The sequence below is a fragment of the Methylocystis suflitae genome (assembly GCF_024448135.1).
Lineage (GTDB): Bacteria > Pseudomonadota > Alphaproteobacteria > Rhizobiales > Beijerinckiaceae > Methylocystis > Methylocystis suflitae.
The window spans coordinates 28,234-44,378 of record NZ_JAMRYX010000018.1 but is presented as its reverse complement, the minus strand read 5'-3'; the positions used below and the strand labels follow the sequence as shown (position 1 = coordinate 44,378).

Sequence of the window (16,145 nt, the reverse complement as noted above, 5' to 3'; positions counted from 1 at the left end):
TCGCGGTCAGATCATAGGCGCGCGCCTCGCCGAAGAGTTCGATCAGCGTCGCGCCCACAGTTGCGCAGCGTCCGGCTTCGGCGCCCGCCTGCAGCGCCTCCTTGGCGTCGCGCACGCGAATGAAGGCGACGGCGGCAGGGTCGAGGCCGATGTCGGCGAGGCCCGGCGGATAGGGCGCGCCGGATTCAGCGGTGAGCGCCTCCTGCCGGGCCCAGAGCAGCGGCTTCTCCGCGCCGGCCAGTGCGCGCCTGGCGAGCGCCAGGGCGAAGCCTGTCGCCGCCGGGGCGTCGGCGGCGGTCCCGGCATAGGCCTCATGCAGCGCCGCACGGAGAATGCCGCCGCCAAGCCGCCGATCGAGGCTCGGCGCGCCCAGCGCGATCGTCTCGGCAGCGGCGGCCGGATAGGCGCAAGCCAGGCTTTTCCGCAGCGACGCCAGCGGTTGGGTCATCTCATGAGTTCCTGTTATGTTCTTATAATGACTCCCGATGCGGGAGAGTCAAGCTATGGGGTTAGGGAGAACAATCAGGTGAAAGGGCGACTACACTCGCCCTCATGCTGAGGAGCGCCGAAGGCGCGTCTCGAAGCACGAGGGCGAGGTCCCGAGGGCGGCGCATGAAGGTTTCCTCGTCCTTCGAGACGCGTGCTGCGCACGCTCCTCAGGATGAGGAAACCTTCACCCCATCGACAGGGAAACGGGAAAGCGCCGCCCCCCGGGTTCACTTCGTCTTCAGATATTCGACGATCGCCATGGCGCCGGCGACGTCGTCCGACCAATCGAGCTTCAAGGTCTTGCCGTCCTCGATGACGTCCTTGTCGTGCCCCTTGTTGGAGAGCGCCGGAAAGGCCGTCGTATCGAAACGATAGCCTTCGTCGCGCATCAAGGTCTGAGGAACCTCCCAGGAGAAGCCGACGAGCTTCTTGTCGTAATCGAGCCGGCTCTTGATGAAGACGGCCGGGCGCTCGCGCGGAACGAGAAGATGATAGAGCGTCGGCACTGAGCCGTTGTGCAGATAAGGCGCCTGCGCCCACACGCCGCCAAGCGGCAGCGCATTATAGCCCTCATGCGCCTTCGGATCGGCCATGGAGACGTCGGCGCGGTTCTCCAGCGAAACCCCTTCGAACTTCGCGCAGGGCGCAATCCGGTCGCCAGAGGGCGGCATCTCGACGACTCTCGTCGGCGGACAGATCTTCGTGAAACTGTCGCGGGCGTTTTTCGCAATTATATCGCTAACGACGCGCGCCCGGCCGAGATCCGCGCCGAGGTCGTAGACCTTGCCGTTATGCGGCCGATGACACGCCGCGCAATTTTCTTCAAAGAGCGCCGCGCCCTTTTTTGCGAGCGCGAGATCGACGGGGAAGGGATAGACGGGCGCCGGCAGATCGCGCAGCAGATCCTCGCTGAAAGCGGCGATGCGAATGTCGGTGTCGCGTCCGAGCCCCAGCGTCAGTTCGGCGGCAAGGTTGCGGAAGATCGGAATCGGAATATTGCCGTTCCATTGTCCTCCGCCGTCGACAAGTTGCGTGTGATCCGCGGACCAGCGCGCCAGCCGCTTCTCCTGCTCCCACACGGCCATGAAGTCGGTGATGCCGGGCGTCGGCGGCAGGCTTGTCTTCGGATCAGGATTTTCGCCGCGCGCTTCGGCGGCGGCGTAGACCATCGACGTGCTGACTCCGGTCGCGTCGGCCATGCCGCCGAAGCCCTGGGCCATCTGCTCCTCGAAGCCTTTGTAGTTCTTGTCGATGAGGTCGAGCAGCGAGACATATTCCAGTCCGGCGCGCGTCAGGTATTTGCCGACGATCGCCGGCGCATCCTGCATGAAGAGCTCGATCTGACGCGTTTCATAGGCGGCGTCGAAGCGGCGCCCAGCGAAGGAGTAATTCTTGTAGAAGAAATTTTTGTCTTGGGCATGCGCCTTGTCGAGCGCTGTAAGAATGGCCCGAGTGGCGCGTTCGATCTTTTCCTGTGGCGTCGTCGCGCCGGCGGTGATCTTCTCGATCGTGCTTCTCACTCTGACGCGATATTGCACGAGATTGAACTGCGCGTTCACGCCGCCGTCGAGATACCGAAAACTGCCGTCATCGAGACGCACGCGGCCGATATGGCAGGCGCCGCAACTCAACGCCGCGTAATCGACGGCGCCGTTTGCGTCGTCGCGCGCCAATCCGGTCCAGCCGAAGCCGCGGGCAATGGGGTAGGTGGGATCGCGCTCATCGATGAAGAGGCCGGCGACGTCGAGAAAATTATTCCCGCTTCCCCATTCTTCGGGCGCGAGCTTCGGCAGCAGCTTCAGAATGATGAAGGGCGCGCCATCCGTCAGGCCAAAGGGAAAATCCGCGAACCAACGATAGGCGACCGGCTTGCGGCTGATGTAGGCGTCGAGCGCCTTCGACCGTCTTTCCTGCTCGGCGCGCCACTCGCCGCCGGAAGGAGCCGTTTGCGCGAAAGCCGGCGCGTGGAGGCAGGCGTGTGACGCCAACGCCAAGCAGGCGACGAACGAAACGCGCGCGATTGCGCTTGTGAGACGCGTCATCACGGCCATTTTGGGAATCCCGTCGGCTCTTTGGGTTGGGAGCGAAACTTCGAAGAGGCGATATAGACGTCGCGACGCAGCCGATTGATGCCGCCGATCGGCTGATGCGCCGTGAGCCCGTGCCATGGCGTGAACGCCATGTGCTCGCATTCCGTCACCTGAAACGCATTGTCGAAATCTTGCCGGTCGATCTCGATCGTCGCGACATTTTGCTGCGGCGCCGTCGCCTCCGACCATTCTGCGGTCGCGTCTTCGATCGGCAGCGAGTCGTCATTGCGTAGCTGCACCCTGAAATCGAACACAGCCGGCTTGCCATTGGCGGGATCGAGGCTCTTCTTCATCGCCTCGCGCAGATAATTCATGGTTGGATTTGCGGGCACGGGCGTCTTTTCCGCGCTTCTTGGCGTCGCGCTGAATTTCGCGACCTTGTCGGGGCCATAGAGAAACGGCGCCGCGGAAAAATACGGACTCTCGAGCGGATTGCCGACATTGGTTTGCTTGATCTTCGTGACGACGCCCAGAGTCTTCTTCCGCTCGGGTGACAGCGGCGGCGCCAAAAAGGGTCGAATGTCGTCGTGGTTCGCAAGCTGGATTTTGGTGACTTCCAAATATTCAGAGACATTCGGAAAGGCGAAAGCGGGAAGATTGATCAGCAGGAAATCCTGCGTCTTTGCGCCCGGCTCGTTCAGCAGCGTCTCGCCCTCGACGCCAATGAGCTTGATCGCCATGCCGCGGCTATCGGGACCATTTTTGCCCAGATCAGGCGCGAGAAAGGGCGTGGCGTTGGAGAAGCGAATCCAGGCTGGGTATTTCTTCCCCGGCGTTGCAAATACGCCGGCCCGGTATTGCGCAGGAATGTCGGGATTGACGGTGAACGTCGCTTTGACACAGCCGTGATCTTTTGGATGCACGCCGCGCCGCGCCATGCCTTCAGGATAGCGCATCTGCAGAAGCTGCGTGGTGAGCGAAATGATCTGCCCAATCTGCTCGGCTTCGCCCGCGGGCGCCTTTTCAAACTTGGTGAGCGGGGGCGTCGGCGCAGCGGCTTTCGCCTCTTCGGCGCGGGCGGCTTGGCGCGGGCTCATTGACACGGCCAAAAGCATGGCGGCCGCGACGGACGCGCTCCGTCTCTTCGTCATGATTGTCCTCCCCTCGAGAAAGCGATTTTTAAATTGCGCATTTGAAGAAGTCCGCCGCATTGGCGTTATACGCCCGCTTGAACGTGATGCCTAGAATGGCGTTATCGACGTTGTGAAGAACGTTGAACGGCGCGATGGCGGATGCGGTTGCGGCGAAGCTCGCCGCAGGCAGCGCTCTTAAGAACATTGTTCGCTCTCACCCCGAATCGACGAAACTGAAAACACAATCAGATTTGCAAACCGACAAAGGCGCAATCTAAGCTTGCCGCTCGTGGGAGAACGCCGATCCTTCGCTAAGGTTCCGCCGGCTGTCGAATTTGCAGCGCAGCAGCGCGCGGTTGCGCCTATCCCTTGCGCGCAACTATAGTAGCGATCTCAAACATTGCGGAGTGCGCCCATTGCGCATCGCCGTTTACGATCGGCTGCCGAAGACATAACTCAGAACAGCGGTTTTGCGGAAGCGATTCCGCAGCGCCGAAAAATGTCATCGAACGGTCGTGAAAAGCGGGCTTCGATGCGCGCCAGACAATGTGCTCAATGATCCTGGCTCAAGCGGACTCAGATAACGCGCCTGTAGGTTCACGTCGCTTCGACGTTGAGTCACGTGCGCAATTTGGCGCCGAGCTTATTCATGATGCTTGTTGCGGCCGCGCGCGGATTCGCCATCTGGGTCTTCGCGGCCGCGCAGCGCTCGCGCGGGCCGTCGAGAAGCGGCTTCGACGTCTGCCCGGCGTCCTTTTCGTTCGCGCCAGCGAATTGACGGGTTCGACTCTCATCGAATTTCAGCAGCCCCTCACAAGCGTGCGGCTGATGCAGGCGCTCGAAGCGGCAGTCGCCGAAGAGCCGGCATGGGACGTCGGCGACGGCGCGTCGCTCACGCCGGAAAACGCCGCTCACGCCGAGGCGATCGATGCGCTCGCTGCGCGGCTGGAGACGGATATCGGGCGAGGCTTAACGACAGAGGACGCGTCGGAACGACTGCGGAAATGGGGGCGCAACGAGCTCCGCCGCGTAGAGCCGCGCTCGGCTGCGATTGTTTTCGCTGAGCAGTTGACCAGTCTGCCGATTGTTTTGCTCGGCGCATCGGCGGTGGTGTCGCTGGCCACCGGCGGCGTCGCCGACGCGGTGATGATCGCTGCGGTGGTGCTGGTCAACGCCGGCATTGCCGCCGCCACCGAGCGTCAGGCGGACCGTACGATTTCTGGCCTTGCCTCGGAGGAGCTATCGGACGCCGCCGTGATCCGCAATGGCGCACGATTGCGGGTCGACGCGCGCGATCTCGCGCCGGGCGACCTCCTGCTGATCGAGCGCGGCGCCTTCGTGCCGGCGGACGCGCGTCTGATCGCCAGCGACGATCTGACCGTGAACGAATCGCCGCTCACTGGGGAGGCGCAACCGGCCCCGAAAGACGCAAAGATTGTTTTATCGCCGGACACGGGAGTCCCAGATCGTCGCAATATGGTGTTTCGCGGCACGGCGGTGACCGGCGGATCCGGCGCGGCCATTATCACCGCCGTCGGCGCGCAGACCGAGATCGGCCGCGTGCAGCAGTTGCTCGGCGCGCTGCAGCGGCCCCAGACTCCCATCCAGCGCGAACTTGGCGACGTCGAGCGCGAACTTGTGATCGTCAATGGCGCCATTTGCGCGTGCGTCTTCGCTCTCGGCCTTCTGCGCGGCCACGGGCTTATCCCCACTTTGCGCAGCGCGATTTCGCTTGCCGTCGCCGCCATCCCCGAAGGGCTGCCGGCCGTCGCGACCACGACGCTCGCTTTGGGCGTGCAGGACATGCGCAAGCGCAAGGTGCTGGTGCGCAAGATCGACGCGGTGGAGACGCTTGGGGCGATCGAAACGATCGGACTCGATAAGACGGGCACGCTCACCGAAAACCGCATGGCGGCGGTTCGCGTTCACGTCGACGATGGCGCGTTTGAGCTACAGGAAGGCCGACTGTTGCGCGACGGCGTCGATGCCGACGCCGCAACAGTCGATATTGCGCGTCGCCTCTTCGAAGCGGCGACGCTATGCAGCGACGCCGCCGTCGCGCCCGCGGCGAAAAGTTGGGAGATCGACGGCACGCCGACCGAAACCGCGCTGATCGAAGCGGGCGTGGCGATGGGAGTCGATCCTATCGCGCTTCGGCAATCTACGCCTGTGCGGACGAGTGTGGCGCGCGGCGAGGGCCGCAAGCGCATGAGCACGCTCCACGAAGCGATCGGCGGCGCGCGCCTGCTCTGCGTCAAAGGCGATCCGGTCGAGGTGCTGGCGCGTTGCGCGACCCGCAGCACGGCCGATGGCGCCGCGCCGCTCGATGGCCCGGCGCGGACCGCCATTCTCAGGGCCAATGAACGTATGGCCGGCGATGCGCTGCGCGTCCTCGGCGTCGCGATCGGCGAAGCCGGCGGCGATCCGCGTGACGAGCGGGATCTGATGTGGCTCGGCCTTGCCGGCATGGCGAATCCAATTCGCGCCAGCGTCGGCCCGGCGCTCAGGCAGCTGCATCGCGCCGGCGTGCGCACGGTGATGATCACCGGCGATCAAAGCGCGACCGCCTTCGCCATCGCGCGGCGCCTCGATCTCAATCACGGCGGCGAGTTGCGCGTGCTCGAAGCCGGGCAGATGGCGAAGATGCGACCCGAGATGCTCGAGGCGCTGGCGAGGCAGCCGCATGTCTTCGCGCGCGTCAGCCCCGTCGACAAGCTCAACATCGTTAAGGCGCTGCAAGGCCACGGCCATATCGTGGCGATGACCGGCGACGGCGTCAACGATGGCCCCGCCTTGCGCGCGGCGGACGTCGGAATCGCAATGGGCGGAGAAGGCGCCGATGTCGCCCGTCAGGTCGCCGACATCGTGCTCGCGACCGACGACATGGATGGCGTCGTCGAGGCCATAAGACTCGGCCGCGCCACTTATGCGAATATCCGCAAGGTCCTGCGCTATCTCATATCGACCAACGCGTCCGAGACCATCGCCATGCTCGGCGCCGCGCTTGTCGGCGGCGAGCCGTTGACGCCGATGCAACTGCTCTGGCTCAATCTGGCGACCGACGCGCTGCCGGCGATCGCGCTAGGACTTGAGCCGCCGGAGCCCGACGTGCTCGACAGGCCGCCGCATGATCCGAAAGCGCAGATTCTCGCCGCCTCCGATTTTAGGCGCATTCTTCGCGAGGGTTCGGTCATGGGCGTCGCGGCGTTGATCGGCTATTTCAGCCTCGGCGGCGTCGCAGGCGGCGCGCGCGCCAGCACCGTCACCTTTCACGGCCTCACCTGCGGCCAACTGCTCCACAGTCTGTCCTGCCGTTCGGAGTTACGCGGATTGAGCTGCGAGGTCGGCAGGCCGCCCAATTCGACGCTTTACGGCGCCGTCGGCGCGACCCTGCTGCTGCAGGCGGGCGTGCAACTTTTTCCATTGACCCGGCGCCTTCTCGGCCTGTCGCCGCTTGGCGCCGGCGACCTGTTGCGGATCGGCGCCATCGCCCTCGGCAGTTCGCTCGCCAACGATATCATCGGCAGAATCGCCGATCGCGAAGAGGCGCCGCCGTTCGGCAATGGAGAAAGCGATGTCGCCTGACATGATCTTCACGTCGGAGTCGGTGACTCCGGGTCACCCCGACAAGCTCTGCGATCAGATCAGCGATGCGGCCATTGACGCGCTGCTGCGTGAAGACGATCGCGCGCGCGCAACTGTGGAATGCGCCTTGGCGACGGGCGTCGTCTTTCTCGCCGCGCGATACGCCGCCGACGCGCTCGTCGATTTGCCGGCGCTCGCGCGCACGGTCATGCAGGAGGCCGGCTACGCCGCGGGGAGCTTCGACGCGCGCAATTGCTCGATACTGACGAGCTTCGTCGAATTGCCGCTCGAAGCGCGCGAGCCGCCTTTAGCGGAACTGGACGATGATGCAGCCGTCGGCAGGCGCTTCGCGCATGAGCAAGCCAATGTTTTCGGCTACGCCTGTCGCGACACGCCTGAATTCATGCCGGCGCCGATCAGCCTCGCGCATAAGGTCGCGCGGGCGCTCGACGCCGCTCGGCGCGCCGGATTTTCTGCGCTCTCGCCCGACGCCAAGACGCAAGTCTCGATTGAATATCGCGGCGGTCGCCCCGCACGAATCTATGGGGTTTCGCTGACCGTCGCCTTTGACGGCGCGGCGATGGACGACGCCAAGTTCGACCGGCTGCGCGGGATCGCGCTCGATGCGCTTTCCGCGGGCGACATGAGGCCGGACGCTCACACGACGGTTCACGTCAACGCCGGCGAACCCTTTGAGATCGGCGGACCGGCGCGCCACGCCGGCCTGACCGGGCGCAAGAGCGGCATCGACGCCTATGGCGAGATCGCGCGCCAGAGCGGCTCGGCGCTGTCAGGCAAGGACCCATCGCGCATCGAACGCGCCGGCGCTTACGCGGCGCGGCACGCCGCCAAGAATATCGTCGCGGCGGACCTTGCCGAGCGCTGCGAAGTTCACCTGGCTTACGCGGCGGGGCAGGCGGAGCCCATCAGTCTCTCGGTCGAGACCTTCGGCACTGGCTATCTTGCGGATGACAAAATCGCCAGACGTCTCGCCGCGCTCCTGGATTTCCGGCCTGGCTCGATCGTACGCCGCTTCGGCTTGCGCACGGCCCCCCAGACGTCCGGCCCGGCAGGCTTCTATCTTCCGCTCGCGACCTACGGACATTTCGGCCGCGCCGATCTCGACCTCCCGTGGGAAGCGCTGGATGTCGTGGATGCGCTTAAGGGTTAAGCCTACTCCCCATTCCCGCCGTCGCCATCCAGCGACCAAACGCCGCCCAATCGGCTCGCGTACCACAGCAAGGTGATCGCCGGCGGAAAAACGCTCTCCTTCGACATCTGCCACAGCGCGGCGGCAAAGAGCGCGAGCGCCGCGACGGCTTTCGGGTCGATCGACAATTCCGGCGTCTCGCGCGGGGCGTGAGGCGCTTCGCCGACGACAAAGAGCCGCGCTTCCTGCGCCGCGGCGCCGATGCGCGCCAAGGGTCCGCTGTGCTGAATGAGCACGCTGCCCGTCAGCGGCGCCACTTCGACGTTGCGAACGCCGGCGATCGCCGACAGGCCCTTGGAGACCGAAGCGAAATAAGCGGCGTCGCCGCGGCGGTCGGCGACACGCAGCCGCGCGCGGCCCGGCATGGCGTGGGCCACCTGCGCCAGAGGCAGGATTGCGTCGTTCATTTACGCGCTCTCGCTTGCGGCCCGGGACGTGGGAGCCTCGCTTGCTGGCGCCGCGCTCTCGGGCTTTGACGCCGCTTCGGGCTTCGTTTCGGTCTTTGCTTCGGTTTTGGCTTGCGCGGCCTTGGCCTGGGCGGCGGCCATCGCTGCAGCGAAAATATCGGCTGCGGCCTCGGTTTTCGCTTCGGCGAAGAGATCCTCGGCGGCCTCGGCGAGTTCGGCGCCTTGCACGCGCGCTTCGTGGTAGGCCATCACCGCAGCTTTCATCGCCGCCTTGGCGATCGGGCGCACGCGCTGGGTTCCCTGACGGTTCAGGAGCAAGACGGCGGCGGCGCCCGTCAGGGCGCCCAACGCAAATCCAAAGGGTTTCATCGCTTCGACTCCGGTCCGATTCGCTGAAGGTCGCCAGGGCCAAGCGGCGACGGCCAAAAAATCTAACAAAACATTCTATCATGCAACAATCGACGCGCCCGCAAAAAGAACGCGCGGATGTGGTCACATAACTGTAACGTGGCGCGTTCCTATGCTTGCGGCTGCGCGCTGCTCAATAGGCCCGGACGCCGCTTGTCTCTCAGAACATCATGAGAAGCCATGACCGCAATGTCCCTTATCCCAACGCTAGACCGCCTGCCTCCAGTGGAGACGAACGGCCAGACCGTGGGGCGCTATCTCGTGACCTCCGTGCCTGTGGCCCGCTCGTGCGAGGGCGCCGGCGAGGCTCGGGCGCGGTTGATCGGCCAGCGTTTCGACGACTTCTCGCATGTTTTCGTGCTTGCCGAAGACGGTCGGCTGATTGGCGTCGTCGCCATACGCGATCTGCTTGGGGCGCCGGAGACGACGCCGCTGCATGACATTGCCCGTACGGCCGAAGCCTACAGCGTCCCGCCCGGCGCGGATCGCGAGGAAGCGGCGAGCCGCGCCATTCACGCGGGCCTGTCGATCTTGGCCGTCTGCGACGCCGAAGGACGATTGCTCGGCGCCGTGCCTGCGCGCGCGCTCATGACCATCTTGCGCGACGAGCATCTTGAGGATCTGCATCACATGGTGGGCATCCTCGGCAAGTCGGAGGCTGCGAGAGACGCGTTGACGGCCGCGCCGCATCGTCGCGCGCTCTATCGATTGCCCTGGCTGCTTGTCGGCATGGCGGGCAGCGCCGCGGCGACCGCCATGATGTCGCGCTTCGAAACTGCGCTCAGCGCGCATATCGCCGTCGCCTTCTTTATCCCTGCGATCGTCTATCTCGCGGATTCGGTCGGCACGCAGTCGGAAGTGGTGGTCATCCGCGGCCTCTCCCTGACCGATTCGGCCTTGCTGCCGCTCTTCGCCGGGGAGCTCGGCACCGGGGCGCTGCTTGGCGCGATGCTCGGCTGTCTCGCCTTCCCGGTCGTCTGGTTCTTCTTTTCGAGCGTCGGCCTCGCCGCAACCGTCGGAATTTCGCTGGCGGTCGCGAGCACCATCGCAACGACGTTCGGATTTCTAATGCCCTGGATTTTCGCGAGGCTCGGCTATGACGCAGCGCTCGGCTCCGGCCCGGTCGCGACCGTGGTGCAGGACACGTTTTCTCTCTTGACCTATTTTGTCGTCGCTTCTTGGCTGGTGTTCTGAGCCGCGCGTCTGAAGCGTGCGGCGGTCAGTCGCGACGCCTGAAGGCGGCGACGCCGCAAGGTTTGAGAAGGCGCTCGCCGATCAAGAGAGTCTCTTCGCCGACCAGCGCCGAAATATCCGTCGCCGTCGCGCCGTAATTGAAAATGTAGCGCATCGCGCCATTGTCGCGGACGCGGATATCTTCCGGAAGGTCGAGCGTCGATATGCCGGCGACATGAGCAACATGGCGCAGCATGTTGTTCAGCAATTCTTCGTCCGGCCAACCGGCGAGATAAAAGACGTTGTCGGATCGCGCGAGCGCCGTTTCGCCGTCTTCTGATGTGAACTCGGGCGCGACGCTCTCGCCGAGAGCCAAGAATTCGCGCCACCGCACGAAAGCGCCTTGTCCAGAGAGCGCAATCCGTGCGCCCGGCCGAAAGCTTTCGACTCGTCTGACGCGAATGTCGATGATGCGTCGCAGAACTCCGGGAGGGAGATCAGCCGGTATTTGAAAGTCGGCGGTCTTCGATCCCGCGCGCGGACCAAGCAGTACTGTCCCGCCGCCTTTCGCCAGCGCCTCTGCGAAACCGTCAGACGGCGCAAAAAGCGCGGGAGCGATGATCAGCGTTCGATCTGCGATCGCCGCCGCGGTCGGCGGAACGACGTCGACGGAAAGCCCCGCGCGCCGCAGCGCCCGATAGAAGCACATGACAAGATCGAAATAGGAGAAGTCCTGGCCTTGCGGCTCGATGCGCCACGCCCAGGCGCTTTCATAATCGAAGATCAACGCCACTCGGGCGAGGACTGTTTCGACGCGCGCATCGAGTAAAGAGAGTTCCTTCGAAATGCGCGCGACGTCATGATAGGCTTCATTCGGCGCGGCGTTTGGCAGCAGCAGCGCCTCATGCATCTGCTCTTGCGCGAAAGGCGCCTGCCGCCAGCGAAAATAATTCACTGCCTCGGCGCCGGCGGCGAAAGCCTCGAGGGTCCAGAGTCGCACGGCGCCCTTCGCGGGAGCCGGATTCCAAGGCGCCCAATTCACGGCGCCTGGTTGCTGCTCCATCACCTGCCATCGGCCGCGCCCGCACGCCCGGTAGAGATCGTGATGAAAGGCCTGAAAGTCAGGATCGCCGACGCGCATGTAGCGCAGCTTGAAATCTTCGTCGTGAGAGGAGCGTTCGAGAAAGCCGAGCGGATAGCTGTCCCATGCGGCGATGTCGAGATCGTCTGAGAGCGCATAGTGATCAAAGTCGACGAACGCGCCCATGAAATTGTGGAGGATCGTCGCGTTCGGCGCATGACGCCGGATGATCTGCGCTTGGCGGCAATTGAAGGCGACGACCTGATCGGACGAGAAACGCTGAAAATCCATCAGATGCGATGGATTGGCTTCGGTGACGGTCAGATTCGGCAGCTCAATCTCGTCGAAGCTTCGATATTCCATCGACCAGAACACATTGCCCCAGGCTTCGTTCAGCGTTTCGATGGAGCGATATTTAGCCGCGCACCATCGCCGAAACGCCTGCAGCGCCGCCGGCGAATAGCTCAGCACAGTGTCGTGGCAGCCATATTCATTGTCGGTCTGCCACGCCGCGACGGCGGGATGCCCGCCGAAAGCTCGCGCCAAATGCTCAACGATGCGCTCGCATTCTTGAGCATAGCCTTCGTGGCTGAAACAATAATGGCGGCGTGAACCGAATTTGCGCGGCCGCCCATTGGCGTCGAGTGCCGCCATCTGCGGCATCTTGTCGACGAGCCATTTGGGCGGCGTCGCTGTCGGCGTTCCAAGCACGATCTTGAGGCCGGCGCGATCCAGCGTGTCGATGGCGCGGCTCAGCCATTCGAAACGATAGGCGCCCTCGTGCGGCTCCAGCCGTGACCAGGCGAATTCGCCAATCCGAACAAAGGAAAGACCTATCTCCTTCATCATGGCCGCGTCATCGCTCCAGCGTGACTGAGGCCAATGTTCAGGATAATAGCAAACGCCAAGGCGTTGACGGGTCATGCGCGGACTATCATTTGATCCCCTACGCCGAACCGATGCGGCGTCGCCTTGACGGTTTGATGACAATGGGACTGTGGCCGGAATGGAGTCGAGGATCGAGCAAGATCTGATTGCCGCCTTCCGCCGCAGCTTCGAGCGTGAGCCGCGCCTTTTCCGAGCGCCGGGCCGCATCAATCTCATTGGCGAGCATACCGATTACAACGACGGCTTCGTCATGCCGGCGGCGCTCGACCTCTCGATCTGGGCCGCCATTGCGCCTCGTTCCGATCGCCGCTTGCGCATAGGCTCGCTGGTCATGGACGAAGTCGTCGACTTCGACCTCGACGACGCGCACGCACAGCCGCGCGGCGATTGGACCGATTATGTGCGTGGCGTCGCGATCTTTCTAGAACGCGCCGGCCATAAACTGAATGGCGCCGATCTCGTCCTCGACGGAAATCTGCCCATCGGCGCGGGACTCTCGGCCTCGGCGGCGTTTGAAGTCGCCGCGGGCTTCGCGCTTTTGACGATTTCCGGCTGCGAGGTCGACAGAGTCGAACTGGCCAAAATCTGTCAGCGCGCCGAAAATCAGTTCGTTGGCGTTCGCTGCGGCATTATGGACCAATACATTTCGTGCTGCGCCGTCGCTGGGAGCGCCCTGCTGCTCGACTGCCGCAGTCTCGTTTCGCGGAAGGTTGCGATAGACCCGAACGCGCGTCTTGTCCTTTGCGACACGATGGTGCGCCACCAGCTTGCGAGCGATGAATATAATTTGCGCCGCGCGGACTGCGAGCGCGCGGTCGCGGCTCTCTCGACACTGATCGATGGAATAGCAGCGCTGCGGGACGTGACATTCGCCCAATTGATGCGACACGCCGACGCGATGCCCGCGCTCGTTTTTCGCCGCGCGCGGCATGTCGTTGGCGAGATCGACCGGACGTTGCGCGCCGCCGCGGCGCTGGACGCGGGGGACCTTAAGGAATGCGGCCGTCTCATGTATCTTTCGCATGAAAGTCTGCGCGACGACTATGAGGTGAGCTGCGCCGAACTCGATCTCATGGTCGATATCGCGCGCAGCCTTCCGGGCGTCTATGGCGCACGGATGATGGGCGGCGGATTTGGCGGCTGCACCATCAATCTCGTGGAAGCGAGCCGCGCGGAAGCCTTCGCGCAGGCGATGGCCGACAGATATCGCACAGCGACTGGCGTTACGCCGCCCATCCTCACCTGCGCGCCTGGTCCCGGCGCGGGCCCTGTCGGCGATTAGGAGCGGCTCGTGTCCCTGCTGAACAGCGCTTCGCATCGCCGACTCAATCAGCTCACGGGCGAGTGGGTGCTCGTCTCGCCGCATCGGACCAGCCGGCCATGGCAAGGCCAGGTCGAAAAGACCCACGATCCCGATCGACCTCGATACGATCCGACCTGCTATCTGTGCCCGGGAAATGCGCGGGCGAATGGCGCACGAAATCCCGCCTATGAAGGCGTTTTCGCCTTCGACAATGACTTCGCGGCGCTCACAGCGCAGGCGTCAGCGGAGGAGATTGTTCAAGACGGACTGCTTGTCGCGCAAAACGAGCCCGGCCGATGCCGCGTGCTGTGCTTCTCGCCGCGCCACGATCTGACTTTATCGCGTATGATCGTTCCCGAGATCGTTCCCGTCGTCGAGGCATGGCGCGAAGAGACGATGCGGCTCGGCGCCCTCGATGCGATCAACTATGTGCAAATTTTCGAAAATCGCGGCGCGGCGATGGGCGCCAGCAATCCGCATCCGCATTGCCAGATCTGGGCGACGCACAGCATTCCGAACGAAGCCGTCAAGGAATCGGAGCGCCAAGGCGCGTATCTCGCCCAAAACGGCTCCTGTCTCCTATGCGACTATCTGGCGCTTGAGCAAAGCCTCGGCGAGCGAATCGTTTGCGGCAACGATCATTTCGTTGCGCTCGTGCCGTTCTGGGCGATCTGGCCGTTTGAAACCATGGTGATCGCGACGCGGCATATCGGCTCTTTTGACGAGCTTACCGGAGACGAGGCGAGGGGGCTCGCCGACATCCTTCGGCGGTTGACGATTCGCTATGACAATCTGTTTGAAACCGACTTTCCCTACTCGATGGGATTTCACCAGCGCCCGACGGACGGCGCGCCGCACGCCAATTGGCATTTTCACGCGCATTTTTATCCGCCGCTGCTGCGTTCGGCGAGCGTGCGGAAATTCATGGTGGGCTTCGAGATGCTGGGCGAACCCCAACGCGACATCACGCCGGAAACGGCGGCGGCGCGTCTGCGTGACGTTTCCGAAACGCATTATCTCGACAAGCCTACACGCTAAGCAGGGTTCAGCGAGATGAGGAAAAGCGCGATCGCCGTCGAAGCCGCAGCCGATCTCGTTCCCGATGGAGCGCGCGTCATGATCGGCGGGTTTCTTGGCGTCGGGTCGCCTGATCGATTGATCGACGCGCTCGTCGCGCGTGGCGCGCGCGCATTGACGATCATCGGCAACGACACAGCCTATCCAACCGTCGGCGTCGGTCGGCTGATCGAAGCCGGCTGCGTTGCGCGGGTGGAGGTCTCGCACATCGGCACCAATCCGACCACGCAGCGGTTGATGAGCGCCGGCGCGATCGAAGTGGAGCTCATACCGCAAGGAACGCTCGCCGAACGAATCCGCGCCGGCGGCTCCGGGCTTGGCGGCGTCTTGACGCCGACCGGCGTGGGAACGGTCGTCGCGCAAAGCAAGCAGATGATTGAGATCGACGGCGCAAGTTTTCTCATCGAAAAGCCGCTGCGGGCGGATTTCGCGCTGCTGCGCGCGCATGAGGCCGACTATTACGGCAATCTGACCTATCGGCTCACGGCCGCAAATTTCAACCCGGTCATGGCGTTCGCCGCCGATTGCGTCATCGCCGAACCCGACGAGATTGTCCCGGTTGGAGTCATTCCGCCCGACGCGGTGCGCACGCCGGGCGTGCTCGTCACGCACATCGTGAGCAGGGCGCGCTGATGGACGCCAAGGAAATCATCGCGCGCCGCGTCGCCCTGGAGCTGCGCGACGGCATGCTCGTCAATCTCGGGATCGGCCTGCCGACTCTCGTGGCGCGTTTCATCCCGCGGGGAATGTCCGTCGCCATGCAGAGCGAAAATGGCCTTATCGGCTTCAGCGCGCCGCCGCCGGATGGAATGGAGAATCGCGATCTCATTGACGCCGGCGGCGGACTCATCATGTCGTTGCCGGGCGCCGCGAGCTTCGATAGCGCGACGAGCTTCGCGCTGATTCGAGGCGGCCATGTCGATATGGCGGTGCTCGGCGCGCTGCAGGTCGACGCCGCGGGACGCCTCGCCAGCTGGATGGTTCCGGGAAAGTTCACGCCGGGAATGGGCGGCGCCATGGACCTCGTCGCGGGCGCTAAGCGCGTCATCATAGCGATGCAGCACGTCGCCAAGAGCGAGCCGAAAATCGTCGACACTCTCACCTTGCCGCCGACGGCGGCGCGGCGCGTCAGCCTCATTGTGACTGAGCTCGCGGTCATCGAGCCGACCGATGAAGGGCTGGCGCTACGCGAACGCGCGCCCGGCGTCAGCGTCGCGGATATCGTCGCCTGCACCGGCGCGCGGCTGATCGTGCCGAAAGTTACGCCTGAGATGCCTCTCTGTCGCGATTAGCAGGCAGGCCTCGACACTTGATATCGGCAACGCTCGATACAGGTATCGCTCTGGTCGCGTCGCGCGTTT

General features: G+C 64.0%; 13 protein-coding genes and 1 pseudogene. 7 read left to right on the top strand and 7 right to left on the bottom strand.

Annotated features, from left to right (window positions below):
* The 4 genes and pseudogenes from NEI07_RS01530 to NEI07_RS01515 all read right to left on the bottom strand — a co-directional run.
* Positions 1-448, bottom strand: a pseudogene (locus tag NEI07_RS01530) (hypothetical protein); the annotation flags it as partial.
* A gap of 268 nt (positions 449-716) precedes the next feature.
* On the bottom strand, positions 717-2,540 hold the full coding sequence (locus NEI07_RS01525) for a cytochrome c (protein WP_256032236.1): 1,824 nt from the start codon (positions 2,538-2,540) through the stop codon (positions 717-719).
* Positions 2,531-3,670 (bottom strand): catalase family protein, encoded by a 1,140-nt coding sequence (locus NEI07_RS01520; protein WP_256032234.1) that lies wholly within the window; start codon positions 3,668-3,670, stop codon positions 2,531-2,533. Before NEI07_RS01520 ends, NEI07_RS01525 begins: the two co-directional genes overlap by 10 nt.
* Before the next feature lie 28 nt (positions 3,671-3,698).
* A complete protein-coding gene (locus tag NEI07_RS01515; RefSeq protein WP_256032233.1) occupies positions 3,699-3,857 on the bottom strand; it encodes a hypothetical protein in 159 nt (52 codons plus the stop codon).
* A gap of 569 nt (positions 3,858-4,426) precedes the next feature.
* On the opposite strand from NEI07_RS01515, the gene NEI07_RS01510 reads away from it, so the two are divergent.
* Together NEI07_RS01510 and NEI07_RS01505 are read left to right on the top strand one after the other, a co-directional pair.
* A complete protein-coding gene (locus tag NEI07_RS01510) occupies positions 4,427-7,237 on the top strand; it encodes a cation-translocating P-type ATPase (RefSeq protein WP_256032232.1) in 2,811 nt (936 codons plus the stop codon).
* Positions 7,227-8,408, top strand: coding sequence for a methionine adenosyltransferase (locus tag NEI07_RS01505; RefSeq protein WP_256032230.1), 1,182 nt, complete (start codon positions 7,227-7,229; stop codon positions 8,406-8,408). The genes NEI07_RS01510 and NEI07_RS01505 overlap by 11 nt, the downstream gene beginning before the upstream one ends.
* 2 nt (positions 8,409-8,410) lie before the next feature.
* Here the strand turns inward: NEI07_RS01505 and NEI07_RS01500 are convergent, their stop codons facing one another.
* Both NEI07_RS01500 and NEI07_RS01495 read right to left on the bottom strand, forming a co-directional pair.
* Complete coding sequence (locus NEI07_RS01500) at positions 8,411-8,854, bottom strand: hypothetical protein (protein ID WP_256032229.1); 444 nt, start codon at positions 8,852-8,854, stop codon at positions 8,411-8,413.
* Positions 8,855-9,223 carry a DUF5132 domain-containing protein gene (locus tag NEI07_RS01495; RefSeq protein ID WP_256032228.1) on the bottom strand — a complete coding sequence of 123 codons (369 nt, stop codon included), beginning with the start codon at positions 9,221-9,223 and terminating at the stop codon, positions 8,855-8,857.
* 219 nt (positions 9,224-9,442) lie between these two features.
* Here NEI07_RS01495 and NEI07_RS01490 point away from each other — a divergent pair, with 219 nt between their 5' ends.
* On the top strand, positions 9,443-10,456 hold the full coding sequence (locus NEI07_RS01490) for a magnesium transporter (protein WP_256032227.1): 1,014 nt from the start codon (positions 9,443-9,445) through the stop codon (positions 10,454-10,456).
* A gap of 25 nt (positions 10,457-10,481) precedes the next feature.
* Here NEI07_RS01490 and NEI07_RS01485 read toward each other — a convergent pair whose 3' ends face one another.
* A complete protein-coding gene (locus NEI07_RS01485) occupies positions 10,482-12,440 on the bottom strand; it encodes a beta-galactosidase (protein WP_256032226.1) in 1,959 nt (652 codons plus the stop codon).
* 82 nt (positions 12,441-12,522) lie between these two features.
* Here NEI07_RS01485 and galK point away from each other — a divergent pair, with 82 nt between their 5' ends.
* From galK to NEI07_RS01465, 4 genes are read left to right on the top strand one after another with little or no spacing between them, the layout of a single operon-like run.
* Positions 12,523-13,686, top strand: a complete 1,164-nt coding sequence (gene galK / locus NEI07_RS01480) for a galactokinase (RefSeq protein WP_256032225.1) — start codon at positions 12,523-12,525, stop codon at positions 13,684-13,686.
* Between the two features lie 9 nt (positions 13,687-13,695).
* On the top strand, positions 13,696-14,745 hold the full coding sequence (locus tag NEI07_RS01475; RefSeq protein ID WP_256032224.1) for a UDP-glucose--hexose-1-phosphate uridylyltransferase: 1,050 nt from the start codon (positions 13,696-13,698) through the stop codon (positions 14,743-14,745).
* Positions 14,746-14,760: 15 nt separating this feature from the next.
* Positions 14,761-15,417, top strand: a complete 657-nt coding sequence (locus tag NEI07_RS01470; RefSeq protein ID WP_256032222.1) for a CoA transferase subunit A — start codon at positions 14,761-14,763, stop codon at positions 15,415-15,417.
* Positions 15,417-16,076, top strand: coding sequence for a 3-oxoacid CoA-transferase subunit B (locus tag NEI07_RS01465; RefSeq protein WP_256032221.1), 660 nt, complete (start codon positions 15,417-15,419; stop codon positions 16,074-16,076). The genes NEI07_RS01470 and NEI07_RS01465 overlap by 1 nt, the downstream gene beginning before the upstream one ends.
* Positions 16,077-16,145: the final 69 nt, after the last annotated feature.

Excerpts from the sequence above, each read along its gene's own strand:
- NEI07_RS01525 (WP_256032236.1), bottom strand. The coding sequence starts at position 2,540 with ATGGCCGTGATGACGCGTCTCACAAGCGCAATCGCGCGCGTTTCGTTC.
- NEI07_RS01520 (WP_256032234.1), bottom strand. The coding sequence starts at position 3,670 with ATGACGAAGAGACGGAGCGCGTCCGTCGCGGCCGCCATGCTTTTGGCC.
- NEI07_RS01515 (WP_256032233.1), bottom strand. The coding sequence starts at position 3,857 with ATGTTCTTAAGAGCGCTGCCTGCGGCGAGCTTCGCCGCAACCGCATCC.
- NEI07_RS01505 (WP_256032230.1), top strand. The coding sequence starts at position 7,227 with ATGTCGCCTGACATGATCTTCACGTCGGAGTCGGTGACTCCGGGTCAC.
- NEI07_RS01500 (WP_256032229.1), bottom strand. The coding sequence starts at position 8,854 with ATGAACGACGCAATCCTGCCTCTGGCGCAGGTGGCCCACGCCATGCCG.
- NEI07_RS01495 (WP_256032228.1), bottom strand. The coding sequence starts at position 9,223 with ATGAAACCCTTTGGATTTGCGTTGGGCGCCCTGACGGGCGCCGCCGCC.
- NEI07_RS01490 (WP_256032227.1), top strand. The coding sequence starts at position 9,443 with ATGACCGCAATGTCCCTTATCCCAACGCTAGACCGCCTGCCTCCAGTG.
- NEI07_RS01485 (WP_256032226.1), bottom strand. The coding sequence starts at position 12,440 with ATGACCCGTCAACGCCTTGGCGTTTGCTATTATCCTGAACATTGGCCT.
- galK (WP_256032225.1), top strand. The coding sequence starts at position 12,523 with ATGGAGTCGAGGATCGAGCAAGATCTGATTGCCGCCTTCCGCCGCAGC.
- NEI07_RS01470 (WP_256032222.1), top strand. The coding sequence starts at position 14,761 with ATGAGGAAAAGCGCGATCGCCGTCGAAGCCGCAGCCGATCTCGTTCCC.
- NEI07_RS01465 (WP_256032221.1), top strand. The coding sequence starts at position 15,417 with ATGGACGCCAAGGAAATCATCGCGCGCCGCGTCGCCCTGGAGCTGCGC.